20 protein-coding genes are annotated in these 25,093 nt (G+C 71.4%); 8 read left to right on the top strand and 12 right to left on the bottom strand.

The annotated features are described in order from the left end of the window. Positions 1–83: 83 nt before the first annotated feature. The 5 genes from AB0N81_RS18220 to AB0N81_RS18200 form a co-directional block, all read right to left on the bottom strand. On the bottom strand, positions 84–878 hold the full coding sequence (locus tag AB0N81_RS18220; RefSeq protein WP_365359328.1) for a hypothetical protein: 795 nt from the start codon (positions 876–878) through the stop codon (positions 84–86). Next, a complete protein-coding gene (locus AB0N81_RS18215; protein WP_365359326.1) occupies positions 878–2,170 on the bottom strand; it encodes a VWA domain-containing protein in 1,293 nt (430 codons plus the stop codon). The genes AB0N81_RS18220 and AB0N81_RS18215 overlap by 1 nt, the downstream gene beginning before the upstream one ends. Positions 2,171–2,233: 63 nt before the next feature. Beyond that, complete coding sequence (locus AB0N81_RS18210) at positions 2,234–3,460, bottom strand: FAD-dependent monooxygenase (protein WP_365359506.1); 1,227 nt, start codon at positions 3,458–3,460, stop codon at positions 2,234–2,236. A gap of 35 nt (positions 3,461–3,495) precedes the next feature. Continuing rightward, on the bottom strand, positions 3,496–4,077 hold the full coding sequence (locus AB0N81_RS18205; protein WP_365359324.1) for a peptidase: 582 nt from the start codon (positions 4,075–4,077) through the stop codon (positions 3,496–3,498). 59 nt (positions 4,078–4,136) lie between these two features. Beyond that, the gene (locus AB0N81_RS18200; protein WP_365359322.1) at positions 4,137–5,348 is read right to left on the bottom strand and encodes a pyridoxal phosphate-dependent aminotransferase; all 1,212 of its coding nucleotides are present in this window, start codon (positions 5,346–5,348) and stop codon (positions 4,137–4,139) included. A gap of 84 nt (positions 5,349–5,432) precedes the next feature. On the opposite strand from AB0N81_RS18200, the gene AB0N81_RS18195 reads away from it, so the two are divergent. Beyond that, positions 5,433–6,089, top strand: coding sequence for a helix-turn-helix domain-containing protein (locus tag AB0N81_RS18195; RefSeq protein ID WP_365359321.1), 657 nt, complete (start codon positions 5,433–5,435; stop codon positions 6,087–6,089). 66 nt (positions 6,090–6,155) lie between these two features. Here the strand turns inward: AB0N81_RS18195 and AB0N81_RS18190 are convergent, their stop codons facing one another. From AB0N81_RS18190 to AB0N81_RS18165, 6 genes are all read right to left on the bottom strand, one after another. Further along, a complete protein-coding gene (locus AB0N81_RS18190) occupies positions 6,156–7,700 on the bottom strand; it encodes a UDP-N-acetylmuramoyl-L-alanyl-D-glutamate--2,6-diaminopimelate ligase (RefSeq protein WP_365359320.1) in 1,545 nt (514 codons plus the stop codon). 344 nt (positions 7,701–8,044) lie between these two features. Then, the gene (locus tag AB0N81_RS18185) at positions 8,045–8,935 is read right to left on the bottom strand and encodes an NAD-dependent protein deacetylase (RefSeq protein ID WP_365359318.1); all 891 of its coding nucleotides are present in this window, start codon (positions 8,933–8,935) and stop codon (positions 8,045–8,047) included. Positions 8,936–8,993: 58 nt separating this feature from the next. Beyond that, positions 8,994–11,951, bottom strand: a complete 2,958-nt coding sequence (locus AB0N81_RS18180; protein WP_365359316.1) for a hypothetical protein — start codon at positions 11,949–11,951, stop codon at positions 8,994–8,996. Between the two features lie 2 nt (positions 11,952–11,953). Further along, on the bottom strand, positions 11,954–13,801 hold the full coding sequence (locus AB0N81_RS18175) for an HSP90 family protein (protein ID WP_365359314.1): 1,848 nt from the start codon (positions 13,799–13,801) through the stop codon (positions 11,954–11,956). Between the two features lie 55 nt (positions 13,802–13,856). Beyond that, positions 13,857–14,852 carry a hypothetical protein gene (locus tag AB0N81_RS18170; RefSeq protein ID WP_365359312.1) on the bottom strand — a complete coding sequence of 332 codons (996 nt, stop codon included), beginning with the start codon at positions 14,850–14,852 and terminating at the stop codon, positions 13,857–13,859. Positions 14,853–15,323: 471 nt separating this feature from the next. Continuing rightward, the gene (locus tag AB0N81_RS18165) at positions 15,324–16,694 is read right to left on the bottom strand and encodes a sialidase (RefSeq protein ID WP_365359310.1); all 1,371 of its coding nucleotides are present in this window, start codon (positions 16,692–16,694) and stop codon (positions 15,324–15,326) included. Between the two features lie 340 nt (positions 16,695–17,034). Here AB0N81_RS18165 and AB0N81_RS18160 point away from each other — a divergent pair, with 340 nt between their 5' ends. From AB0N81_RS18160 to thpD, 7 genes are all read left to right on the top strand, one after another. Next, positions 17,035–17,631: a hypothetical protein gene (locus AB0N81_RS18160; protein ID WP_365359308.1), complete on the top strand. Its 597-nt coding sequence runs from the start codon at positions 17,035–17,037 to the stop codon at positions 17,629–17,631. A gap of 52 nt (positions 17,632–17,683) precedes the next feature. Further along, positions 17,684–19,138 (top strand): hypothetical protein, encoded by a 1,455-nt coding sequence (locus AB0N81_RS18155; RefSeq protein ID WP_365359306.1) that lies wholly within the window; start codon positions 17,684–17,686, stop codon positions 19,136–19,138. Between the two features lie 57 nt (positions 19,139–19,195). Then, the gene (locus AB0N81_RS18150) at positions 19,196–20,317 is read left to right on the top strand and encodes a hypothetical protein (protein ID WP_365359304.1); all 1,122 of its coding nucleotides are present in this window, start codon (positions 19,196–19,198) and stop codon (positions 20,315–20,317) included. Positions 20,318–20,631: 314 nt separating this feature from the next. Then, positions 20,632–21,372 carry a glutamate ABC transporter substrate-binding protein gene (locus AB0N81_RS18145; RefSeq protein WP_365359303.1) on the top strand — a complete coding sequence of 247 codons (741 nt, stop codon included), beginning with the start codon at positions 20,632–20,634 and terminating at the stop codon, positions 21,370–21,372. Positions 21,373–21,447: 75 nt separating this feature from the next. Continuing rightward, on the top strand, positions 21,448–22,095 hold the full coding sequence (locus AB0N81_RS18140; RefSeq protein ID WP_365359302.1) for an ABC transporter permease subunit: 648 nt from the start codon (positions 21,448–21,450) through the stop codon (positions 22,093–22,095). Beyond that, on the top strand, positions 22,092–23,039 hold the full coding sequence (locus AB0N81_RS18135; RefSeq protein WP_365359300.1) for an amino acid ABC transporter permease: 948 nt from the start codon (positions 22,092–22,094) through the stop codon (positions 23,037–23,039). Before AB0N81_RS18140 ends, AB0N81_RS18135 begins: the two co-directional genes overlap by 4 nt. Positions 23,040–23,068: 29 nt before the next feature. Beyond that, entirely contained in the window at positions 23,069–23,998 is a 930-nt protein-coding gene (gene thpD / locus AB0N81_RS18130; RefSeq protein WP_365359298.1) for an ectoine hydroxylase, read from the top strand. On the opposite strand, the gene AB0N81_RS18125 is transcribed toward thpD, so the two are convergent. Beyond that, positions 23,958–25,079 carry a hypothetical protein gene (locus tag AB0N81_RS18125; RefSeq protein WP_365359296.1) on the bottom strand — a complete coding sequence of 374 codons (1,122 nt, stop codon included), beginning with the start codon at positions 25,077–25,079 and terminating at the stop codon, positions 23,958–23,960. The two genes, thpD and AB0N81_RS18125, sit on opposite strands and share 41 nt — an antisense overlap. Between the last annotated feature and the right edge of the window lie 14 nt (positions 25,080–25,093).

The following is a 25,093-nucleotide window of genomic DNA, read 5'->3' as shown; positions in this document are numbered from 1 at the left end:
TCCGGCACCGCCACCACCGAGCCTGCCACGCCTCCCGCGCCCCGCGCCCGGCGGGACCCGGCAAGCGGGCGTCACATCCCGCGCTACATACCCTGCGGCACCCGGGCGGGCCGCCCCGAACCGCGCGTCAGCGCATAGCCGCCGACGCCCGCGAGCGCCGCGAGGACACCGCCCGCCGCCGTCCACAGCCAGCGCGACGACCACCAGCCGCCCGACCAGCCGTCCTCGGGCTCGACGGCGGCGGCGGTCCGCTGTTTGTCCGAGCGGTCCGAGCCCGAGCCCGGCACCAGCGGCTCCGCGAGCGCCCCGTCGACGGCCTGCGCGCCGCCCGCGTCGGTCGTGGTGACCTTCGCCTCAGCCCGCACCGGCAGCCCCAGGTCGTCCGCCTTGAGGTCGGTGACCGTGAGCCGCAGGTAGTAGGTGCCCGGCAGCGGGTCGTTCGCCCACTGCTCCGACCAGGACCTGACGGTACGCAGCGTGCAGGACAGCGACACCGACGCCGCGTCCCGCGCGGCCGTCTTCGTGGGCGTGCCGAGCCGGCAGGCCTGACGGCGCCGCAGCCCGTCGTACACGTCGACCTGCCAGGTGGACGCGGCGTGCCGGGCCGCCGCGTCGGGCAGCTTCACCGTCGCGTGCACGGTGGCGCGCTGCCCGGTGTCCACGGGGAACGCCCAGTACAGGTAGTCACCCGTGGACGCCTCCGCCGTGGCCTCCTGGTCGACGCGGATCGCGGTGGCGGTACGGAAGGACGTGCCCGCCTCCGTCACCGCCCCGGACTCGTCGTCGTCCGCGGCCGCCACGCCCGGAGCCCCGGCCAGGGCGAGCAGGGCGGCACCGGTCGCGGCGGCGAGACGCCGCACCACACGTGTCGTACGCATCAGTTGGTCCTCCAGACCGCGAAGCGCCAGCGCGAGAGCCAGCCCCAGACCAGACCGGCGACGAAGCCGACCAGGACGAGCACACCGAGCAGCCACCAGCCGTGGCCGAGCCCGAACGACGCCACGTCCGACGCCTCGTCGGGGGAGTCCACCAGGTCCACGGCCAGCTCGACGGGCAGGCCGGGCGTCGTCTTCACGGACGCGGGAGCGGAGAAGGAGTTGCTGACGCGCAGACAGACGGTCTCGGAGGCCGCTTCCTCCTCGTCGTCGTCCGCCTCGGGCGTCGGGTGGCGCAGGCCCGTCGAGATGACGTCGGTGCGCCCGTCGCCGGACTCCTGGCCGCGCACGATCTCACGGCCGCCCGGCGTCTCGGCGCGCAGCAGCACGCCGTAGTCCTTGTCGACGGCCCGGTCCGCGGCGACGCTCACGGAGGCGCGCAGCTCCTTGCCCGCGGGGACGTCCACGCGGTACCAGCGGTGCTCGCCGAACTTCTCACGGTCGGTGTAGAGACCCGACTTCAGCTCGGGCGCTTCGGTGCACTGCGCGGCGCCCTTCGCCTCCACGGGCGTGACGACCGGATCGGCTGCACGGTCCACCAACTGCTTGACGCGGCCGGAGAGTTCATCGGTGTGCCGGATCGACGTGTACGTTCCGCCGGTGGCCTCCGCGATGCAGCTCAGCTGGTCGCGGGTCTTGGCGTCGGGCACCAGGCCGAGTGTGTCGATGGTGAGGTGGATGCCCTTCGCGGAGATCTCGCGGGCGACCACGCACGGGTCGAGCGGCTGGCAGGTGTCCTCGCCGTCGGAGATGAGCACGATGCGGCGGCTGCGCTCGGCGTCGTCGTCCGTCAGGTCGTCGGCGGCCTTGAGGAGCGTCGGGCCGATCGGGGTCCAGCCGGTCGGCGCGAGCGTCGCCACGGCGGTCTTCGCGTCGGTGCGGCCCGCCTTGTCGAGCCGCTCCACGGGGTAGAGCAGCTCGGTGTCCTTGCAGCCCGTCCTGCGGTCGTCGCCGCGGTAGTTGGCGCCGAGGGTGCGTATGCCGAGCGCGACCTCGTCCGGGGTCGCGTCCAGGACCTCGTTGAAGGCCTGCTTCGCGGCGGCCATCCGGGACTTGCCGTCGATGTCGCGGGCCCGCATGGAGCCGCTGACGTCGAGGACGAGCTCGACCTTGGGGGAGGGCTGTGCCGGTTCGTCGTCGTCATCGGCGGCGGCGGGGCCCGCCGTGACGAGCCCGGCTGTCAGGGCGGCGAGCAGGGCGATGACCCAGGCCGCCGGCCGTTGTCTTGTGATCATCGCCGGATACTATTGATCTTCGGCGCGCATCCCCAAAACGACGCCGGAACCGGTCCGCGCGGGTCAGCGCTTGAGTTCCCGGCCGCCGAACGCGCCGGTCCCGTCCGCCTGCTTCCACCACGTCTCCATCGCGGACTGGTCCATGGCCCGCCAGTCCGGCGTCGCCTGGACGAGCGCCCCGCCGAGGCGCCGCCCGAGGTCCACCATCGAACGGCCGGAGACGGTGCGGTCCGCGTCGTACGCGGCCAGGGCGTCCGTCCATGTGTCCGCCGAGGTGAGGGCGGACTCAAGGACCGTGGCGTCCTGCAGCGCCTTGACCGCGCCCGCGCCGGTGTGCGGCCTCGCCACCGCCGCCGCGTCACCGACCAGCAGTACGCGGTCCGCCGTGCAGCGCGGCGCGGTGAAGTCGTACATGGGCTGGAGGAGGAGTTCGTCGGGCGCCGTCTCCCGCAGCAGCGCGCCCCAATAGGGCGGCAGGAGCTCGTCGGCCACGTACCCGAGGTGGGCGGCGAGGGCCTGTGTGAGCCCGCCGGGCGGCAGGCTCGTGGGACCGGTCAGCCGCAGGTCGAGACCGAGCCCGAGGTCGAGGCCGGGCGGCGGGGCGGTGTACAGGACCCAGTTGACGCGGTGGCCGCCCGCGCCGTCGGGGATGCGGTAGATGATGACGTGGCCGCCCGGGAAGACGGCGTACACGCAGTCGTCGTCGGCCCACAGCTCCGGATCGTCCAGCCGTGCCTCGGGGAAGGCACCGCGCCAGGCGAGATACCCCGCATACGCCGGACGTACGTCGCCGAAGCGGGCCGCGCGGACCACCGAGCGATAACCGTCGGCGCCGACGACCAGGTCGTGGCGCGTGCTCCCCGCCTCGGTGCGCACCTCGACGCCCCCGTCGCCGGGACGCACCGCCCGCACCGTGACACCCGCGCGGAAGTCCACGTCCCCGGGGAGGCGTCCGCGCAACTCCCGCCAGAGCGGACCCCAGTTGTACGTACGGAAGGGGAAGGGCATCACGGCGATCTCCCGGCCCAGCGGCGACGCGGCCGACCGGTCCCGCACGTACCAGCGCCGCCGCACGAGCTGCACCCACGCCATGCCCGCGTCCACATATCCGGCCGACTCCAGCTCCGCGTAACGGGAGTTGTGCATGGCGAGCCCCACACCACGGTCAGCCAGGTCCCCCGCGGCACGCTCGTAGACAGTGACTTCGTCCGCGCCGCCCCGAAGCACGGCCAGGGCCGCGGCGCACCCGGCGATACTGCCGCCCACGACGGCGACGTTGCCTCCACGCATCATGCCGCCATCCTGGCAGCCACGGTGACCACCTGTCAGCGCAGCGACACCCCGCGACCGGCGAAGAACGGCTCGAACTCGACGGCGGACATCGTGGCTGCCCGGGTGCGCGCGTCGATGCCCGAGGGGTTGTGGAAGTGCAACAGCCCGCCGGCCGTACGCCGGGTGAGCAGCACCAGGTGACCGCCCCTGCCCGGCGAGGGCCGGTGCGGGCGGCGGATCTCGAAGTGCACCGAGGCGATGACCTGCCGCCCCTCGTCGAGGAGCGCGCCGATCTCCTCGACGGGCAGGTGCCGGTGGACCTCGGCGTCGAGGCCGAACCCGTCACGGGCGTACTCGGCGAACGGGGCGTAGATCATGCCCTTGATGACCCCGTCCACCTCCGTGTACACGCCGTACTTGAGGGCGCCGTCCCGCAGTTCGAAGAGGGTCGGCGCGGACGGCCCGAGGGCCATCCGGAAGCAGGTCAGACCACACAAGTGACCGCACCAGCGCGCGTAGTCCTCGACCGTCGCGGCGCCCGAGGTGCGCCAGGCCGGGTCGGCGGCGCGGTCGAACCCCTCGTACACGATGGGCGCGACGAGGTCGGGCGAGGCGAACTGCGTGTGGACGGGCACGGCGCAGGTGGTGCAGGAGGGCACGGCGCTCCCCGGGCTCGGTATCGGCGGGACGGAAGTCACTGACGATAGCTGCTGAGGAAGCGGCCGATGCGGCTGATCGCCGCGTCCAGGTCGTCGGCGTACGGGAGGGTGAGGATGCGGAAGTGGTCGGGGCGGGGCCAGTTGAAGCCGGTGCCCTGGACGACCTGGATCTTCTCCTGGAGGAGGAGGTCGAGGACGAACTTCTCGTCGTCGTGGATGGGGTGGACCTTCGGGTCCAGGCGCGGGAACGCGTACAGGGCGCCCTTCGGCTTCACGCAGGAGACGCCGGGGATCTCGTTCAGCTTCTCCCAGGCCTTGTCGCGCTGTTCGTGCAGGCGGCCGCCGGGCGTGGTGAGTTCGCGGATGGACTGGCGGCCGCCGAGCGCGGCCTGGATGGCGTACTGCGCGGGGGCGTTGGGGCAGAGACGCATGGAGGCGAGCATCGTCAGCCCCTCCAGGTAGCTCTTCGCGTGCTGCTGCGGGCCCGTGACCACCATCCAGCCGGAGCGGAAGCCCGCCACCCGGTACGTCTTGGACAGGCCGCAGAAGGTGAGGACCACGAGGTCGGGCGCGAGGGCGGCGACACTGTGGTGCACCGCGTCGTCGTACAGGATCTGGTCGTAGATCTCGTCGGCGAAGACCATCAGGCCGTGCCTGCGGGCCAGGTCGAGGATGCCCTCCAGGATCTCCTTCGGATAGACCGCGCCCGTGGGGTTGTTGGGGTTGATGATCACGACGGCCTTGGTGCGGTCGGTGATCTTCGAGGCCATGTCGTCGAGATCGGGGTACCAGTCGGCCGACTCGTCGCACACGTAGTGGACGGCCTTGCCTCCGGAGAGGGTCGTGACGGCGGTCCACAGGGGGAAGTCGGGGGCCGGGATGAGGACTTCGTCGCCGTCCTCCAGGAGAGCCTGTACGGCCATGGTGACCAGCTCGGACACGCCGTTGCCGAGAAAGACGTCGTCTACGGAGACCTCGTCGAGGCCGAGCGCCTGGTAGCGCTGGGCGACGGCGCGGCGGGCGGAGAGGATGCCGCGCGAGTCCGTGTAGCCGTGCGCCTTCGGGAGCATCCGGATCATGTCCTGGACGATCTCCTCGGGCGCCTCGAAGCCGAAGAGCGCGGGGTTGCCGGTGTTGAGGCGCAGGACGCTGTGGCCCGCCTCCTCCAGCGCGTTCGCGTGCTCGATGACGGGGCCCCGGATCTCGTAACAGACCTCGCTGAGCTTGCTCGACTGCCGGAACTCCATGCGGTGCGCCTCCCGTGACGTGTGTTACTTGGTTTTACCAAGTCCCCGCTTGGAAAGTCCAACAACTTGCATAGACTATGTCGCATGCCACCTCGCCGAAGCTACGACCAGTACTGCGCGGCAGCCCGGGCGCTGGACGCCGTGGGCGACCGCTGGACCCTGCTCGTCGTCAGGGAACTGCTGGTCGGCCCGCGTCGCTACACCGACCTCCACGCCGACCTGCCGGGCGTCAGCACGGATGTCCTGGCCTCGCGCCTGAAGGACATGGAGCAGCGGGGCCTCGCGACACGCCGCAGGCTGCCCGCCCCCTCGGCGGCGTACGTCTACGAACTCACCGGCAGGGGCCGCCAGTTGCTGCCCGTCCTGGAAGCCCTCGCCGCGTGGGGCGCCCCCGCCCTGGAGGAGCGCAGGCCCACGGACGCGGTGCGCGCGCACTGGTTCGCGCTGCCGCTGCTGAGGCACCTCGCGGCGGCCGGCGCCGGGGCGGACGCCGAGGGCGTGGTGGAGGTGCGGCTCGACGAGGGCTGCTTCCACGTACGGCTCACCGGCGATCAGGACGCGGACGCCCGGACCTACGGCGACGGGACCGCACCGGACGGGGCCGACGCCGGCCTCACCCTGGACGCCGGTACCTGCGTGGCGGTGAGCCGCGGCGAACTCACCGTGGGGCAGGGCGTGCGGCAGGGGCGGATCGAGGTCACCGGCGAGTCGGTCCTCGCCAAGGCGCTGCGAGAGATGTGACGGGCGGGCGGCCCCCGCCCGACCGTTCAGCGACTCAGCGACTCACTGACTCACTGACTCACTGACTCAGCGACTCAGCGAATCAGTGACTCGGCTGACCGACTGAACTCCGGGGCGGCAGGCGGCTGTCTGCGCGAGGGCGAGTTCACGCGCGGTGGCCATGTCGCTGAACGGAAGCAGCTCCCCGCGCACGGTCTGGTGCGGTTCGCTTCCCTTGCCGGCGATGAGGACCGTGTCCTCGGGGCCCGCCGACGACAGGGCGAAGGCGATGGCCTCGCGGCGGTCGGCGAGGCGTTCGAACGGGGTCCCGGTCGCGGTGAGCGCGGGGACGATCTGGTCCAGGATGGCCTCCGGGTCCTCGTCGCGCGGATTGTCGGAGGTCACCACGCACAGGTCGGAGTGCGCCCCGGCGATCCTCCCCATGTCGGCCCGCTTCGTGGTGTCCCGGTCGCCGCCGCAGCCGAAGACGGTGATGACGCGGCCGCGCGCGTAGCCGCGGATGGCGGACAGGACCTTGTCCAGGGAGTCGGGGGAGTGGGCGTAGTCCACGATCACGGAGGCGCCCTCCGGCGTCTCGAAGCGTTCGAACCTGCCCGGTATGGGCGGCAGTTGGGCCAGCGCCGCGACGAGGGCGTCCAGATCGTGCCCCAGCACGTGGCAGGAGGCGAGGGCGGCGAGAGCGTTGGCCACGTTGTACCGGCCAGGAAAGGGGACCGACGCCGGACGGGCGCGCCCGCCGTGCAGCAGGGTGAACCGCGTGCCCGAGGCGCTCGCGACGAGGCCGGTCGCCCGGTAGTCCGCGGGCCCGTCGAGAGCGTACGTGGTCACCGCGCCCGGCATCATCGCGCCGATCCCGGCCCCCACCGGATCGTCGGCGTTGACCACCGCGTGCCGGCACAGGCCCTGAAAGAGCCGCAGCTTGGCGTCCCGGTAGGCGGCCATCGTCCCGTGGTCGTCCAGATGGTCCTGCGTCAGGTTCGTGAAGACCCCGACATCGATGAAGGTGCGGTCCACCCGGTGCGTCAGCAGAGCCATGGACGTGGCCTCCAGCACCACGCTGCCGGTCGCTCGGTCACGCATGTGACCGAGGAGGTACTGCAGGTCGGGCGACTCCGGGGTGGTGAGCACGGACCGGGGCATCGGGATCAGCTCGTCGCCCATCCGGCTGCCGGCCGTCCCGATGACCCCGACCTTCGCCCCCGTGGAGAGCCGCAGCACGGACTCGACCATGTACGAGACCGACGTCTTGCCGTTGGTGCCGGTGACCGCCACCACGTCCATGTGCCGCCCCGGTTCGCCGAAGTACCGCGAGGCCATGACCGCGGCCGCCCGTCGCGTGTCCGCCACCCGCACGACGCACCCGCCCGCGGACCGCGCCAGGGCCGGGAGCGCGAGCTCCTTCCCTTCGACGACGACGGCCGCGGCCCCGCGGGCGAACGCGGCGGCCACCGCGCCGGGCCCGCCCTCCTGGTACCCGGGCACGGCGACGAAGACGCAACCGGGCCCGACCCGCTCGACGTCGAAGGTCACGCCCGCGGTGACGGCGACCGTGTCAGGCTCGCCCAGGAGTGCGTGGTGGTCGTGTCCGGCCAACAACTCGTTCAGCTTCACGATGATCCATTCGAAGTGGCGCGGACCCGGACGTGCGGTCGCGGCCAGGCGGCAGCGCCGGCGGGAGCCGGAAGGCTGTGGTGGTGACGTGGAGCGCTGTGGTGGTGACGTGGAGCGGAGACGGAATCACCCGCGGGGCCGGGAACGGCGGCAGCGGTGAACCGGCGCGAGAGTCGCTAGCCGTGCTCGTGCAGTGAGATACGAAGCGCGTCGGGAAGCGCTTCAGAAAGCGCGGTGCGGCGGGCGACACGGAGGGCGTGACGGCGGGTTCGAGGCGTCCTCGCGCGCATCGTGACACCCATGTGACCCATAAGACCGAGTGTACGCCCGGGCGTGACGGTCGGTTACCGGGCCGGGACGGGGACGCCCAGCCGGCCGGCCACCGTGGTGAGAGCCGCCCCCAGCGGAAGCGCGACCCGGGCGGCGGCGTGCTGGTCGCCCCGGGTCGGGTCCTGGTTGACGATCAGTACGGGCTTCCCGTCCTTCGCGGCCTGGCGGACGAACCGCAGCCCCGACATCACCGTCAGGGAAGAGCCGAGGACCAGCAGCGAGGCCGCCTCACGGACCAGGCCGCGGCAGTGCTCGACCCGCTCCGGCGGCACGGACTCGCCGAAGAACACGACATCCGGTTTGAGGACGCCGCCGCAGACGTCGCACGGTACGACGCGGAAGTCACCGACCTGCTCGTCGCTGAGGTCGGCGTCACCGTCCGGATTGAGGCCGGCGGCCACCGGCTCGAACCCGGGATTGGCCTCCTCCAGCCGCAGGGCGAGCTCACGCCGCGCACTGAAGGCGCCGCAGGAGAGACAGACGACCCGGTCCAGGCTCCCGTGCAGCTCCACGGCGCCCACACTGCCGGCACTCTGGTGCAGCCCGTCGACGTTCTGGGTGATCACACCCGACAGGAGGCCGTGCCGCCCGAACGCGGCGACGGCCCTGTGCCCGGCGTTGGGGCGGGCGCGCCCGAAGAGGCGCCAGCCGAGGTGACTGCGCGCCCAGTACCGACGCCGGGCACCGGCGTCGGCGGTGAACTCCTGATACGTCATCGGGGTGTGCCGGCTCAGGCTGCCGCCCTCGCCCCGGTAGTCGGGGATGCCCGACTCCGTGGAGATCCCCGCCCCGCTGAGCACCAGCACACCCCCGGCGCCGAGCGCGTCGGCGACCGGCCCCAGGTCCGTGGTGGCCGGCGGCAGGCCCTCGGGAGGGCTCCAGCTCAGAGTGGGACGCATCCGCATGCGGCCAGGGTACGCAAGGGACCGTCGCCGCCCGGGTCCGGGCCCGGGCGGCGACGGGTCACTCCGCCTCGCGCAGCCGCGCCGCCAAGGCGGTCAGCGGCTCGCCAGGACCGGTGTGGCCGAGGGCGGTCAGCCGGGAGAGTGCCGCGTCCAGGCGGCCGAGGGCGGCGGCAGGGCGCTCCAGCTGGAAGCCCTCCACCACACCCGCCAGACGGACGCACTCGGCCCACTCCCCGGCGCGGTCCTCGTCCGGCCCCGGCTCACCGATCAGGGCGAGGGCCTCCTCCAGGGCGGCCAGGGCGTCCTCGAACTGCTCGGCGTAGGCGTTGACCCGGCCGTACTCGTAGGCCAGGGCGGTCTCCAGGGAACCGCCGCCGGGCTCGTACCCGGCGGCGCGGGCCTCGTCGGCGACGCGGCCCGCGGCGGCGAGGTGGGCGAGGGCGTCGGCCAGTCCGTCCGAACCCTGCCGCTTGGCCTGGAGGCGGGCCAGTTCGCGCAGGCAGCCGCTGAGCTGTTCGTAGCGCGGCGCGCGGGCGTGCGCGGCGAGCGCCTGGTCCGCGGCCTCGCGGGCCCGGTCGAACTCACCGGACTCGGCGAGGAGCACGGCCGTCTCGGCGGCGATCATCGCGTGGCTCCCCGGGTCGTCGTCCCAGCGGGACGACGCGGCCGCGAGGGCGACGAACTCCGCCGTGGCGGCCTTCAGGTCCTCTCCCGCGTGCAGCGCGCGGGCCCGGGTCAGGCGCAGCTGGGCGGCGAGCCGATCGTCCAGCTCCCCGGAGGCCACGTCCGGCTCGGCAAGGACGGAGTCGAGCAGCGCGATGCAGTCCTCCACACGGCCCAGGTCGAGGCTGAGCCGGGCCGCGTTGCTGTACGTGCAGAAGGCGTCCGTGCGGCTGCCGCGGCGAAGGTCCAGCTCCGCCGAGCGGGTCAGGAGCCGCAGCGCCTCGTCGGGCCGGCCCAGGTGCAGACAGGCCTCGGCCAGATCGCCGTGCAGACGGGCCGTGTCGACCGTGCCGGCCGGCCACTCGGCGGCCTGTCGCACGCCCTCGGTCAGATCCGCGTGCGCGGTGCGGGCGTCCTGGAGACCGAGGTGGAGGCGGCCGCGCAGCGCGAGGACGCGGGGCACGTGCCAGGCCGGGCCGTGCGCCTTCAGCCGGTCGAGGAGGCCGTCGACCTCGGTGACGGCGGCGGGTAGGTCGCCCGAGAGAGCGTGCGTGCCCGCCCTCAGTTGCAGGGCGTAGGAGGCCTGGTCGGCGATGTCGTGCCGGGTGGCGAACGCGTGCAGCAGCTCCGCCTCGGCGAAAGCCGGTGCGGCGTGGTCGGCGCTGCCCGACGCCTGGAGGCGCAGCCCGAGGGCGGTCGCGCGCAGCCGCAGCAGCCGGGCCTCCTGGTACGGGGAGAGGCCGGGCGTCTCCTCGTGCAGGCGGACCACGGCCTCGTGGGCGGCGGCGAGCACGGCGGCCTTCGCCTCGGTGCCGTCGGCGCCCTCCGCGGGAAGCTCGGCGCCTGCCATCAGTGCGCGGGCACGGGAGACGGCCGCGTGCCCCGGCTCCCCGGCGTCGTCGTACAGACCCGCGGCCTCCTCGTAAAGGGCCACGGCGGTGGCGAAGTCGTCCCTCTCGCCGGCCTCGCCCGCCTCGTCGGCCAGCAGGTCGGCCCGCAGCCGTACGAGCGGGCCCACGGCCGGGTCGTCGGGGTGGGTGTAGCCGCGGGCGGCGACGAGTGCGCGCAGCCGCGCCCAGCAGGCGTCCGCGTCCGGGTGGCCCCCCTCCTCCAACGCCCTTGCCCGTGCGATGAGGTCGGGCAGCGGCTCGGGGGCGGCGTCGGCCGTGGGGGCGGTCGGGGCGGTGGGTGCGGCGGCCGGGGCAATCGGGGCCAGGTCGTCGAGGCCGCGCGTGCGCAGAGTCAGCTCCAGCGCCTCCAGGAGCGGGGCGCGGTCGAGGCGGGCTCTGCGGCGTTCGGCATGGGCCGTGGTTCCGTTGCGGGCGTCGAAGCGGGCGGCGAGGTCGTCGGCGCGGCCGCGCACCTCGGCGCGCAGGCCGGCCACCGTCCACGTACGGCCCGCGAACCCGGCGGCGGGCACGTCACCGTGGCCGAGGTGCTCGACGCGCTGCAGCAGGACCTCCACACCGGTGAGGAAGTCGAACAGCTCCAGCGGCGAGTCCACCTCGTCGAACAGGTTCCGGTTCTCGGCGAGCAGTTCCAGGCCGCGCGCCTCGTTGCCGGTCAGCGCGCAGAACTCCAGATGCCGGCCGACCTCCCCGCACATCGAGGGGACGCGCCGGCACCGGCGGTAGCCGGCGAGGTGCAGCTCCCTGGCCCGGTCGGTGCGGCCGGTGCGCAGCAGGGGCAGCAGCGCGTACGAGACGGAGCGGGCCGGCTCCTCCTGGCAGGACTCGTCCCCGGCCAGCACGGGTTCCCATATGTTCAGCGCCCGCTCGTCGTCGCCCGCTGCGAGGTGGTGACGGGCCCGCTCGCAGGTCTCGCAGGCCTCGCAGTCGCTCAGCGGGGTACGGGTGCGGCCCGCCCACAACTCGTAGGCCAGAGCGGTGTCCTCACCGATGTGGGCGGCGAGCTGGTACGCCTGGCCGTAGCAGGGCTGGAGGCCGAGGCCGGCCTTCTCGTACCGGCCGCGCATCTCCGTCTGCCACTGGCGCAGACTCGCCAAGGGTATCTCGGGCAGCGCGCGCAGGGCATTGGCCACCCACTTGAACCGCCAGAACAGCAGATGGCGCAGGCGCTCGTCGAAGACATCGGGCCGCTCGTCGAAGAGCGTGAGCAGACGGGCGAAGACGACGGGCGACTTCCGGGGTTCGGAGCCGTAGGTGTACGCCTCCTGGAGTTCGAGGAGCGCGTGCGCGAGCGCGGCGCGGTCCTCGAATCGCTCGGCGGCGTCGACGAGTTCCTCGGCGGTGACGGTGCGGGTGCGGCCGTAGGGGCGCTGGTCGTTCTCCTGGAGCGCCCGGTACAGCTCGTCCGTGTTCTGCAGGTCCTGGGGGAGGGGTGCGGTCGGCATCGTCAGCTGTCCTTGCGGAGGGCGTGGGCGAGAAGGTCGAGGAAGGAGCGGTTGATGAGGCTCGACTCGGAGGGCCTGAGCGGGCGCCGGGACAGCAGCGCGGCCTGCCCGTAGAGGGCCTCGGCGCTGGTGCGGGCCAGCTCGGGCTCGTCGATGGCGACGGCGGTGCGCACCAGCGGGTTGAGCTGGTTGAGGATCAGCTGGGCGCGCGGCGCCTCCTGGCGCAGGGCGCCGAGGATGTCGCCCCACAGGCCGCCCTCCTGCTCACGGGCGAGCTGCGAGCGGGTGCGCTCGTGCCGCGCCTCGCGGCTGTCGATGAGCAGGGCGGGGGCCGAGGCGGGCTGGAAGGTGCGCAGCGCGACGTCGCAGTCGAAGACGGCGAGGGCGTCGCGGGCCCGGGCGAGGTAGGCCGCGGCGGCCAGTTCCGTCTCCCGGTCGACCGGATCGAGGTGGGCGGTGAGGGTCGCGGGATCGAGGTCGGCGACGGTGGCCTCGGGCCTGATCTCGGGCAGCCGGTGGACCAGCTCGCGGTCGTACGTGTAGCCGCCGTTGACGACACCGAGCCCGGCGGCCGAGGCGATCGCCGCGACCTGCCGGAACTCCTCAACGCTCGACGTCACCAGCACCGTGCGGTGGGTGCGTGCGAACTCGTCGAGGGTGGCGTGCCCGTCGGTCGTCTCGAACGGCAGCCAGGGCAGCAGCATCCGCAGGATCTCGTCGTCGTGCACCGCGAGCGACTTCGCGGCCAGGTGGTGCGCCTGGAGGAAGCGGGCGAGCAGGTCCGGGTCGCCGGCGGCGGCCCGCGCGATCCAGGCGCGCAGCCGCTCGGCGAGGGCGTCACGGACGGCGGTGAGGGTGTCGTCCTCGTACAGGGCCTCGCGGGACGCCGTCGGGCGCAGGCTCTCCGCGTCGACGACACAGCGGACGAAGAACGCCCACTCGGGCAGGATCTCCTCGGCCTGCTCGGAAAGGAGCATGCCCCTGACGTGCACGCGGTGGCCGTGCCGGCGCCCTGCGGGCACCGCCTCGGGCAGCACGCACGCGATGCCCTTCAGACCGACGGCCGGCAGATCCAGCTCGATGGTGTCCAGCGGCGTGAACCCGAAGACCTCCTCGCCGTACGCGGCCAGCGCACGGGAACGGGCTCCCGGTGTCGGATACGTGCGCGACCAGGGCGCGGGCTCGGGGTTGACGGGTGAGCCGGGTCCGCCCGTGCCGTCGTCGAACGTCACCGGGTGCCGCAGCAGCGAGCCGAAGTGCCCGGCCAGCGCGCGTACTTGCGTCGGCCTCGTCCACTCGCCCGCGTCGGAGCGCGGCGTCAGGGTGACGGTGGTGCCGGGCCGGGGGCGGGCGGCGGCGGGCAGCACGCGGACGGTGTAGCTGCCGTCGCCGCGACCGCGCCACTCCACGGCGGGCGCGTCGGGGGTGCGGGCGGAGCGGCTCACGACGTGGATCTCGTCCGCGACGAGGAAGCAGGAGAGCAGGCCGATGCCGAACTGGCCGATGAAGTCGCCGCGTTGCTCCGCGATGCGGTCGGCGCGCTTGCTGCTGCGGCCGATCGTGGCGAGGAAGGCGTGCACGTCGGTCTCGGTGAGACCGACGCCGTCGTCCTCGACGCGGACCACCGACCCGTCGGTGTACAGCCGGATGCCGAACGCGTCGGCGGGGGCGTCCGGTTGGAGGGCCCGCCGGGCGGTCAGCGCGTCCACCGCGTTCTGCAGCAGTTCGCGCAGGTAGACGCGGGGGCTTGAGTAGAGGTGATGGGAGAGGAGGTCGACGAGGCCGCGCAGATCCACCTGGAAGGTGCGGTCGGCGCCGGCCGGGCTCGCGGCGGTTTCGGGCAGAGTCATCGGGCAGTCCGGTGGTGTCGAGGGGCGAGAGGTGACGTGCGGGGCCGGCGCGGGCTCAGGCGCGGCGGTGGTGCCGGGCGAACTGCTTCTCGGGCTCCGCGAAGTACTCCCAGGGCCAGCTGGTGTACGCGCCGTCGAGCGCCTGGAAGACGCGCCGCACCGTGTGACGCTCGTCGGCCAGCGACAGGGCCATGGCGAAGATGTTGAAGTCGCGCTGCCAGCCGAGCCGCCGCACGTAGGCGGGGTGGAGGATGCTGTGATCGGCCGCTTTGCGCAACTCGTCCCGGATGGCCGGGGTCTGGAGGCAGTCGCCGTTGTCCGACTCGACCCACTCCTCGATGTGCGCCATGGCGATCACACAGCCGAGCCGGTGTCCCTGCGGGGTGTGGGCCAGCGCGTCGCGGGCGAACGCCAGGGCCTGGCCCGGCTCACCGGCCCAGCGGGGCTGCAGCTGCGACACCCACGCGAGGTGCGTCTCCAGGTCCAGCGGCTCCCGGCGCAGGGCCGCGTGCAGCCGCGCCACACCGGCGTCGGGGCCCACCGACATGCCGCGGCCGGAGATGAGGAGGCGGCCCCACGGCGTGACCCACTCCGGCCGCAGCTCGGCGGCCTCGAACAGCTGCTCCTCGGCGATGCGCAGCCGCTCGTAGAAGACCCGCCACTGCTCCCGCGAGACGTTCACGGCACGGTCGGAGGTGCGGGCCTCCCAGCCCCAGATGATGTGGCGCGCCCCGGATATCAGCAGGGCCGTCGCCCGGTGCTCCTTGTCCTCCTCGACGGCCCGGCCGATCCAGTCCTGCACGCCGTCGACGTCGGCGAGCTCGCCGAGGACGTGATCGTCGCGGCCGATGTCGAAGGGGGCCAGCGCGGCCTTGACCGCCTCCCAGTCGCCCGCCTCGGCCGCCGCCACCAGCGCCGCCACCCGCTCGTCGCCGAGCGCGCGCAGCGTGTACGTCCCGTTCTTCCCCCTGCGCGGGACGGGAAGGGCATGGGGGTCCGTCCCCGGGCCCCCCGGTCTCTCCCCGCCCCTGCCGAACAGCTTGCCGAGCATGCCGCGCCCTCCCCTGGTCCGCGTGATCGTCCGCCGCAGCATAAGCGGCGCCACCGTCATCGCTTCCACAGGGTGTTCACGGCTGCTTCACATGGCGGTACCTTCCGGTAGATCCCGAAGAACATGCCCGTCCGGCTCGTAGGCGTAGGCGTAGGCGTAGGTGTAGACGTCGTCGTCGAGGAAACAGCCGTACCGCAGCCGGTCCGCGACCTGGGCGGGGAGCCCGGCCCGCTCCGGGGTCGTTGACGTCGGGTTGTACGCGCATAGGGGGGCTGTCCTTCACCACGGGAGGAAGAGAGAAAAGGGAGTGCCGACGCGCGAACGCATCGAGATCAGCCAGTTGGCCGGGCGCTTGACGGATCTTCGACCCGGCGCGGGGAAGGAGCGCCCGGTACCCGCCCCCCGCACGAGGTGCGGAGGGCGGGTTCACGCGAAGACCGGCAATCACCGGGTACGGCTGGCCGGTCCGGCTCAATAGGCGTAGCTGGACTGGCTGTTGCCCGCCGTGACGCGGGTGAACGGGTTCGCCTGCTCCGCCTCCTGCGGGAAGACCGTGACGAACTGGTCGTTGTCGTTGAGGTGGTGGGTGAGGTCGTCACCACTGCCGAGCTGGCCGTGGTTGTTCAGTCCCCAGCCGATGATGTCGTTGGTGGTGCCGCCGCCGGCGGAGCGCACGGCGAGGCCGTAGCCGCGTCCCGCCGAGATCGCCCGCACCGAGGGCAGCTCGATGGCCTCGTGCGCGCTCGTCCGGTTGGTCTTCGTCCCGTCGGCGAGCTGCCCGTTCTCGTTGCTGCCCCAGCCGTACACCTTGTCGTCGGAGTAGAGGGCGTAGGCGTGGTCGTAGCCGGCGACGATGTCCCGGGCCGTCGGGCCCGTGCCCTGGGTCGCGTCCGTTCCCGTGCCCGTCCCGGTGTCCGTTCCGCCCGGCTGGTCGGCCGAGTTGACCGGCCCGCCCTGGCCCGCGGGCAGGCCCTGGACCTGAACCGGCTTGTTGCTGAACTTCACGTCGTCGCCCTCCTTGTTGATGCCGAGCTGCCCCTTGGTGTTGTCGCCCCAGGCCCAGACGGTGCCGTCGGACTTCACGGCGAGGCTGTACTCGCACCCGGCGGCGATCTTGACCACGCCGGTGAGGTCCGGGACTTCGACGGGCGTGTTGTGGTCCTCGTTCGTCTCGTCGTCCTTGCCGGTACCGGTGCCGAGCTGGCCCTTGTCGTTGAGGCCCCAGGTCTGCACGGTGTTCTTGTCGGTGAGGAGCATGCTGTGGTTGCAGCCGGCCGCGACCTGCTTGCCGCCGTGCATGCTCTGGACCAGCTGGGGAACCGACCGGTTGTCGTTCGTGTGGTCGCCGACCTGGCCCTTGTCGTTGAGGCCCCAGGCGTAAACACCGTCGGCCTTACCGGAGTTCACGCGCAGCGCGAGCGCGTGCTGGCCGCCCGCCGCCACATCGACGATGCCGTTGAGCTTGGGCACCTTGCCCAGCGCGGCGTTGTGGTCGGGGTCCGTCGGACCGGTGCCGAGCTGGCCCTTGTCGTTCTGGCCCCACGTCCAGACGGACCCGTCATTGCGCAGGGCCACACCGAAGCCCCAGCCGTCGGTGGTACCGCCGCCGGCCGCGATCTCGAACACGTCCTGCTTGGGCAGGGAGGGGATCGGGGCCGGGGCGTACCGGTCGGGGGACGTCGAATTGCCGAGCTGACCACCGGAGTTGGCGCCCCACGCGTACACCAGCGGGTCGTGTCCCTCGGCGGGGAGAGCCGGGGCCGCTGCCGCTCCCAGAGCGGTCGCGGTGGCTATGACGGTCAGGGCAGCGCGCAGGCGCAGCCCACGGGTCTTTGCGTTCATGGGAGTTCCGTTCGTTCGGGCACCACGACGTAAGCGTGGCGCCGCAGTTGGAGGAGCAGCCACTCGAGTCGTGGCGTCCAGCAACATGCTTGCCGCGTTCGAACCGCTTTTCGGCCTGCGGAAGCCAGAGTTCACGCCTTTGGGGGGACGCCCAAAAACCCTGGCTACGCCAAAGCCCGGACGCCTACGGCCAGTCGGCCCCTTCCTGGGGCCAACTGGCGCACCGCGCAGCGCAGGTCGAATGGCGAAGACGGCCGAGCTGACGGAATGTGAGAGCGGCGGCCCCCACCGTGGTGTGGCTCAGACGCCGCCGACTCCCCCAAAACTCCGAAGGAGAACCATGCGTGTTGCCGTTGTGTGCCGTGCCCTGCTCGCGGCCGGAATGGTCACGGTGGCGGGTGCCACCGCCCTGGCCCTGGGCCTGACTCCGGCCGCCGCCGTGCCTACGGCCGGGGCCGCCGAGGCCGTGGTGGCCAAGGCGGAGGAACCGCCGCCCGCCACGTTCAGCGCCGCCCCCGAGCCCGACACCCAGACCGCGCCCCCGCCCTCCGATGCCCCGAAGCCCAAGCCGCCGGAGGTCGACAAGAAGTCGCCCGTTCCCTCGCCGCCGGACACCGACCCCTGCTCACCCGGTGGCATCAACGGCATTCCGTCGAGCAGCGCCTGCTCGGACGTCGGGAAGAACAAGCAGGCCAAGGACAAGTGCCAGGTGGAGAACTTCCATAAGTGCAACCGGCCCATCAGTGGCGAGGCCCAGGACGCCCAGAAGAAGGATCAGGACGCCCACGTCCAGGAGCAGACGGACTTCGGGAACGTCACGCGGTCCGCGGCCCCCGCCGACGGAGTGACGCAGCAGTGCCACGCCACCTCCGGCATGCGCGACCGGCTCTCCGACGACCAGGTCATCGTGCCGCAGTCGTCCTGGTGGGCCTGTTGAACACCCGGACAACCCAGTCCCCGCTTCCCTCACTTCGTCCAAGGAGACCTTCATGCCACGACGCACCACGACCTACTGCCTGTCGGCGCTGCTCGGCGGCTCCCTCGTGCTGAGCACCCTGCCCGGGGCCGCGTTCGCCGCGGAGGCGGTGGGCGCGCGGATCGAGAACCCGGATCTCGCCAGTCCCACCGTGTCCGCGGGAACCGTCCAGAAGGTGGCGCCGAACAAATGGGACGGCAAGAACACCCAGCTGTTCTCGGCGAGCCGGGCGGGCCACGGCGGCGGACTGCAGGCGGCCTCGCTCAGCGACGGCTCGGCCGGCACGCTCAGCACCCGCCTGTGGCGTGTCCAGAAGGGCTCCACGGTCACCGTGACGTGGGACGACAGCCCCAGTCCGCTCACGAACTGCGGTACGGACGACCCGAAGAAGGGCCAGGAGTACCGGGTGTCCGTCGCCGGTGAGGGCAACTCGGCGCAGACCGTCACCACGGAGACCACCACCGCGAGCAAGCCCCACTGGCACGAGGGACGCTCGTACTCCTTCACGGCCGCGGAGAACAATCCGCGGATCAGCTGGGCCTACCAGAAGGCGTCCGCCTGCGGCCCGCTCGTCACGCGCTTCCATGCCACGCAGGACCCGGCGCCGGTGCCGTACGACCTCAAGAAGGCACGGCTTCCCATGCCGCAGGCGTACCAGGGACGCGAGCCGGTCGAACCCCGCATCGTGATCCAGGACTGCCTCGGGGGCCCCAGGACCTGTCACTTCGAGAAGGACGACCGCTACTCCTACCGGTACTACGACCGGCCGCGCATGGTCGGCCAGGCGTACATCAACTGCACCCGCAACGCCATCACCGACCAGCGCCCGGTCAACTGGGAGGAGCTGCCGTACGACAACGTCACCCAGTACTTCTCGCAGCGCAAGAACGACCAGCAGACGCCGCAACAGCAGACGCCGCAACCGCAGCCGCCGGGACCGCAGGGTCTCCAGCAGCAACAGCAGTCCGCCCCGCAGCAGCCGCACCAGACCGATGTGCGCAAGGGGTACGAGAACATCGCCACCCAGATCGCGGCCGGCTTCACCCGCGCCGACGGCAACCCGCTGGAGATGGGCACGAACAACCCGCTGCTCTACGGGCGCAAGGAACAGCGCACGGCGTCCGTCACGGTCCAGCCGGGCGAGGTGAGCTGGATCGAGGTGCAGGCGGCCAGGGAGCGGATCGCGGGCACGCTGATCCACGACAGCAAGAACGAGCGGATGGACGTCTTCGCCGATCTGCCGTCCGGCTCCTTCGGCGACCGCTTCTACCAGCGCACCGGCCCGATGAGCAAGGTCGAGCTGACCCGGTGCGGCGACGCCCGTGACAACGCCCGCACCCCGGACAACACCGTCGGCGCGCCCACCCTGCGCAAGGTTCCCCACCTGGTGCCGGCCGGTGAGGCGCCCAAGGGGCGCAAGACCCGCACCGTCCCGCTGACCGTCGACCACCCCTCCACCCGGGACTGAGGAGACCGCGCCACCTCTCCTGATCTCTCAGGACATCAGCAACGAAAGGACACAGTCATGGTTCACACCGCGCGTTCCTCCCAGCACCGCCGAGCGGCGACCCGCCGCATGCTCGTCCTGGTCCCCGTCCTGTCCGCCCTGTCCCTGACCGCCGCCCTCCCCTCCGCGGCGGCGCCACGGAACGACAAGATCGGCGACTACGGCATCGAGAAGATGCCGAAGGCGCGGGCGTTCGACGGCAAGAAGCCCCTGAAGTCGGTGCACGAGGTGACCTCCTTGTGCGGCCACACCAAGCGCTACGCCTGCACGTTCAAGTTGGACCCCCAGCGCAAGCGCGAGTTCACCAGCGCCGTCTACTCGGTGTCCAACGGCGCCATCAACTGCACCAACGCGGACATGTCCATCAAGCGCACGGTGAAGCTGGAGACCTCAAGCTCCGACAACATCGGCGGTGAGGTCTCCGGCAGCGCCACCATCGAGGGCACGGCCTGGACCGACAACGAGGTCAGCGGCTCGACCACCGGCGAAGTCCAGGCGCAGCAGACCCTCCAGGACGCCACCACGGGCAGCGCCACCACGACGAACACGAGCAAGAGCAGTGAGACCAACCACTCGGCACCCAAGGACAAGGGCCCCAACCAGGACTCCACGTCGGAAAGCACGGCGTCCACGAGCGCCACGCTGTCGAACACGCTGACCGGCACGGCCCAGATGACCGAGAAGCTCAGCACGACCGCGGCGTTCAAGAGCCTCATCCACCTGGCCCTGCGCGGCGCGTTCACCGCCGCGTTCAAGGGGACCTGGAGCCACACCTGGAGCATGACCAACTCCGAGGAGACCGAGGTCTCGTTCACCTTGAAGCCCAACGACGAGATCCAGTTCGGCGCGCTCAACTCCATGTCCCGCATCGTCGGCGACCTGAGCGTCGACGGCACCGGGAAGCTGGTCAAGGACATCGCGGTGGACGGCCCGTCGACCACGAACTCCTCCACCGTCGTGGCGCAGACCTACACCAACCCCGACAAGTGCCAGAGCGTGCGCCCGTCCGGTGCCACCGCGAAGCAGCCGGACGACAACGGTGGGGGCCAGAAGGCGAAGCCGCGGGCCGGCGCCGACCAGCGCCGGCTCACCGGGACCTACCGGCTGGAGAAGGGAGGCGCCTGGCGGAAGGTCGGCTGACGTGGGAACCGCACGGGCGGCCGGAGTCGCCGGCATCCGGCCGCCCGTGCACGGAATTCCCCGGTAGCGCGGCGCATCGGCATCGTTAAACTGGTCCGGACACCACTTCCATTCCGACGCACGCCCTTTTGTGCTCTCGTGCCGCGGGGGCCGCATATTCCCGAGGAGGGAAGGTGCAGGCATGGGTTCGTCCGCTGGGTCCCCTGGTGCTGCTGTTATGTCTTGTGCTGAGCGGATGCGGCAGAGAGGGAAGTGTTCCCGGCAGCGTCGGAGCACTTACGGGTAGCGATCCGAGCCTCGAGTATCCGGTCGGTATGACCCGCGTCCTCGCGAAGAAGACCATAACCATCGGCGTGAAGTCCGACCACCCGTTCATGGGCTTCGAGGATCCGGTGACGGGACAACGTTCGGGATTCGACGTGGAGATCGCGAAAATGGTGGCGGCGTATCTGGGATTCGGGCCGCGCGAGATCGAGTGGAAAACGGTGGCTCCGCAAGTGCGGGAGATCTCGATATCCAAGGGGGACGTCGACCTCTACGTGGGTGCGTACACGATAAACAGCGAAAGGAAAAAGCAGGTCTCCTTCGCCGGTCCCTATTATCTCGGCGGGCAGGATCTCCTGGTCGACAAGGACGACCGGAGTATCCGGGGACCGGAGGAACTGCGCGGAAAGAAGGTCTGCACGGTGACCGGATCCACTCCGTACCAGCGGATAAGGCAGCCGGAATACGGGGCGACCGTCGTGTCCCACGACAGTTACGCGCACTGCGTACAGGACCTCGTCATGCACGTGGTGGACGCCGTCACCGCGGACGACACGATCCTGAAGGGATACGCGGCGCAGAACGAGGGCCGTCTGCGGGTCATCGGCCGGCCCTTCTCCGAAGAGTTCTACGGCGTGGGCCTCGCACGGCAGGACGCGGCCCTTCGCGACGCAGTCAATGACGCACTCGAACACCACGTCCGCAACGGCAACTGGCTCCGGGCGTACCGCGCCACCCTCGGCCGCTCCGGCGTTCCGGCGCCGACACCGCCGCCGGTGCAGCGGTACTGATCCGCGAGGGCCGTCAGCCGACGGCATCCCGTCGGGCCGCTCACCGTCACGGCCCCCGTCAGCCTGGAGGCGTCCATGGACGTGCTGACCGACAACGCCGGCCTGTTCTGGCAGGGCTTCATGGGCACCGTCCGGCTCATGTGCCTGAGCACGCTGCTCGCACTGGCCCTGGGAATCCTGCTCGTCTCCCTGCGCATCAGCCCGGTGCCGCTGTGCCGCGGGCTCGGTGCGACGGTGGTGACGGTCCTGTGCAACACCCCGCTCACCGTCCTCTTCTTCGGGGTGACGCTCGGACTGCCGATGCTGGGCCTCACCGGGGCGGACTACTTCACGCTGGCCGTACTGGTGATGGGGAGCTACGCCTCGGCGTTCGTGTGCGAGGCGCTGCGCTCGGGCGTCAACACCGTGGAGACAGGGCAGGCCGAAGCGGCACGGAGCCTCGGCATGTCCACCATGCAGGCGGCGGTGCTCGTCGTCTTCCCCCAGGCCGGGCGGGCTGCGGTGCCTCCGCTGGGCAACGTCGTGATCACTCTGGTCAAGAACTCCGCGCTCGCCGGCGGCTTCAGCGTCTACGAGCTGTTCAGCACCGAGAAGACCCTGGTGGAGCGGGGTTACGCGGTGGCGGCCGTCTTCTTATGGGTGACCGTCGCCTATCTGGTGCTGATCGCGGTGATCAGTACCGGCTTCCGTCTGCTGGAGCGTCGTCTGGCGGTGCCCCGATGACATCCGCCCTGTTCGAGACCCCGGGCCCGCGCGCCCGCCGCCGCCACTTCTGGTACGCGGTGCTTGTGGCTTCGGTGACCGGCGGCGCGATTTGCTGGGCGCTCCTCCGGTTCGCGGACGCCGGGCAGTTCGACGCGCGGATGTGGGAGGCGTTCGGATATCGCGGCGTGCAGCTGCGCATCCTCACCGGCGTGGTGGACACCTTCAAGGCGTTCGTCCTCGCGGTGGTGCTCTCGCTGCTGCTGGGGCTCCTGTTCGCGGCAGGGCGGCTCTCGGCGCACCGGTTCCTGCGCTGGCCTGCCGGGGCGCTGGTGGAGTTCTTCCGCGCGGTGCCTGTGATCATCACGGTCTTCGCCCTGTACGCCACCGACCTGCTGCGCACCTGTGTCACGGCCGTCGCCGACCTGCTGCGGAAGAGCCTCGGGGCCCCGGGCGAATGGCTCGCGACGAATTTCGCGAGCCCCACGCTGTGGGCCCTGGTCATCGGCATCGCCCTGTACAACGGGGCGGCGCAGGCGGAGATCCTGCGGGCGGGCGTCGGCGCCGTGCCCAAGGGGCAGTTCGAGGCCGGGTACGCGCTGGGGATGCGCAAGACACAGGTGATGACGGTGGTGGCCCTGCCCCAGGCGGTGCGGACCATGCTGCCGAGCGTAATCAGCCAAATGGTGGTGACGCTGAAGGACACCTCGCTCGGCTTCTTCATCATGTACGAGGAACTCCTCTATGCCGGAAAACTCCTGGCGCAGAACACGGCGACTCCTTCCGGCTACCCCTATCTACCCGTTCTGTGCGTGGTCGGTTCGCTGTACATCATCACGTGTCTCCTCCTTTCTTATGCGGCCCGCCGCATTGCGGCAGGTCATATGTTGACCATGACCGGAATGGTACGGAATCGACGGGCGCGGTCGCGCGGTAGTTTCCCCGAAGAAGTCGAAGGGAAGTGAAAACTTATCCGCAGACGGAAGGAATCGGCATGACCGAATCTGTCGAATTGGTGGAAGATCTCTACCCCACGCGTGTCGAGTCCGAGTCGGTGCCTTTTCGACGTCACCATCCGGTGGTGTGGGGCGACGGTTCACCGGGCCCGCTGTCCTCCGATGAAGTGGCGGGATACGACAGGGACGGATTCCTCGCATTCGGCGCGCTCCTCGACTCCACCGAAGTGCGGGAGTGCCGGGAGGAAATACGGCGCATGGCCTCGGACACCGCACTGCGGTCCTCGGGGCGGGTGGCTCCCGAACCGGACTCCGACGAGATCCGTTCCCTCTTCGAGGTGCACCGGCTCAGCGAGGTCTTCAGGCGTGTGGTCCAGTCGGGTCGCCTCGCCGACCGGGCCCGGCAGATCCTCGGTTCGGACGTCTACGTCCACCAGAGCAGGGTCAACTACAAAGCGGCTTTCGACGGCTCGAAGTTCGGCTGGCACTCGGACTTCGAGACGTGGCACTCCGAGGACGGCATGCCCGCACCCCGCGCGCTGAGCTTCTCCGTCGCCCTGACGGACAACCTGCCGTTCAACGGGCCGCTCATGATCATTCCTGGTTCCCAGCGGACCTTCGTGCCCTCGGTGGGCCGCACTCCGCCCGGCTATCACAAGCTTTCGCTGCTGGGGAAGAACCTCCCGGCCGGTCCTGCCGACCGCACCGCCGTGACGACGCTGGCCGAACAGCACGGCGTCCGGCAGTTCACCGGACCGGCCGGCTCTGCCGTCATGTTCGACTGCAACTGCCTGCACGCCTCCGGAGGAAACGTTTCACCCTTTCCCCGGACGAACCTCTTCGTCGTCTACAACAGCGTCGACAACGCGCTGACCACGCCGTACGCGGCCTCCGAAGTACGTCCGGGATACCTCGCCGAACGGGACGTCACACCGGTGCCCCCGTCCGCAGACCCGCCGCGTCGATGAGCCTCGCCACTTCGAGCGTGGTGTAGCCGCGCTCGAAGTGCCGCGGCTCGGACAGCATCAGAGAGACGAGATCCAGCAGCAGCCGCGCGTACGCCTCACCCGTCCCGGGCCAGGCACCCGCGTCGAGCATCCAGGGCGCGCTGTCCGCCGTCGCCTCCGTCCTTCCCGCACGGATCAGCGATTTGGAGAGCTTGGCGCCGGACGTCGAGAGCACCACCGGCGTGAACAGGCGCACCGGGAGCAGCGCCCCGGGGCAGCACAGGAACGCCTCGTCGAGCAGGCGGCACCCCGCCGCCCAGTCGGCTCCCTTGACCACCACGGCCAGCGCGTCCTCCCGTGCCGCGACCCGCTCTTTGAGGAGGTTGCGGTGGAGCGTGCCCGAGCTGATGTACGCCCCGTCCGCCCCCTCGTCGTCGGCCCGCACCCGGACCGTGTACGCGCCGTGGTCCAGGCAGACCGCCGCGAGCTCCGCGTGGTCCGGCCCCGCTGTGAGCAGTTCGGTGGCCTCGCCCTGTTTCTGCGCCCAGCCGCACCGCGGGCACGGTGGGCTCATCGGCACCTTGCCGTGCGACGGCGCGAGCACCCACCGCAGGGCGTCCATCCGCAGCAGCGAGTCGAGGAACTCCTGCCGGAAGTCCCGCCGGCTCTGCTGCCGGGTGTACGTCTCGATCTCGTAGGGCACGCCCGTGGCCGCGGACAACGCGTCGAAGAAGCCCCCGTAGTAGGTCCGGGTCAGTTCGTCGACCCGCTCACCGCCCAGGGTGTGGTGGAAGGAGCGCTCGTAGAGCGTTCCGGTCCGCGGGCACCGGCGCGTCTCGCAGGCGGAGTTGTCCAGGGCGCCGAACCGCAAGGTCACCTCGACACCGAATCTGTCCCGGGCCACCTGCGCGAGAAGGAAGGCGGAGGCCTGCATGACGCTGGTGCCCAGGTGCGGGGCGCCGTTTATCTGGACACCGGCGTATAAGGACACACGCTGGTGCCCGGTCGCCAGCAGCCGTGGGCGGATGAAGTCGACGCTGTGTTCGACGGCGCCGGTGGTGACGCTGACGGGTGAGACGGGCACGACCCGAGTGGTGTCCATGAACGGCCTCTCTG

The sequence above is a fragment of the Streptomyces sp. NPDC093510 genome (assembly GCF_040683555.1).
Lineage (GTDB): Bacteria > Actinomycetota > Actinomycetes > Streptomycetales > Streptomycetaceae > Streptomyces.
This window is presented reverse-complemented; position numbering and strand designations above follow the sequence as displayed.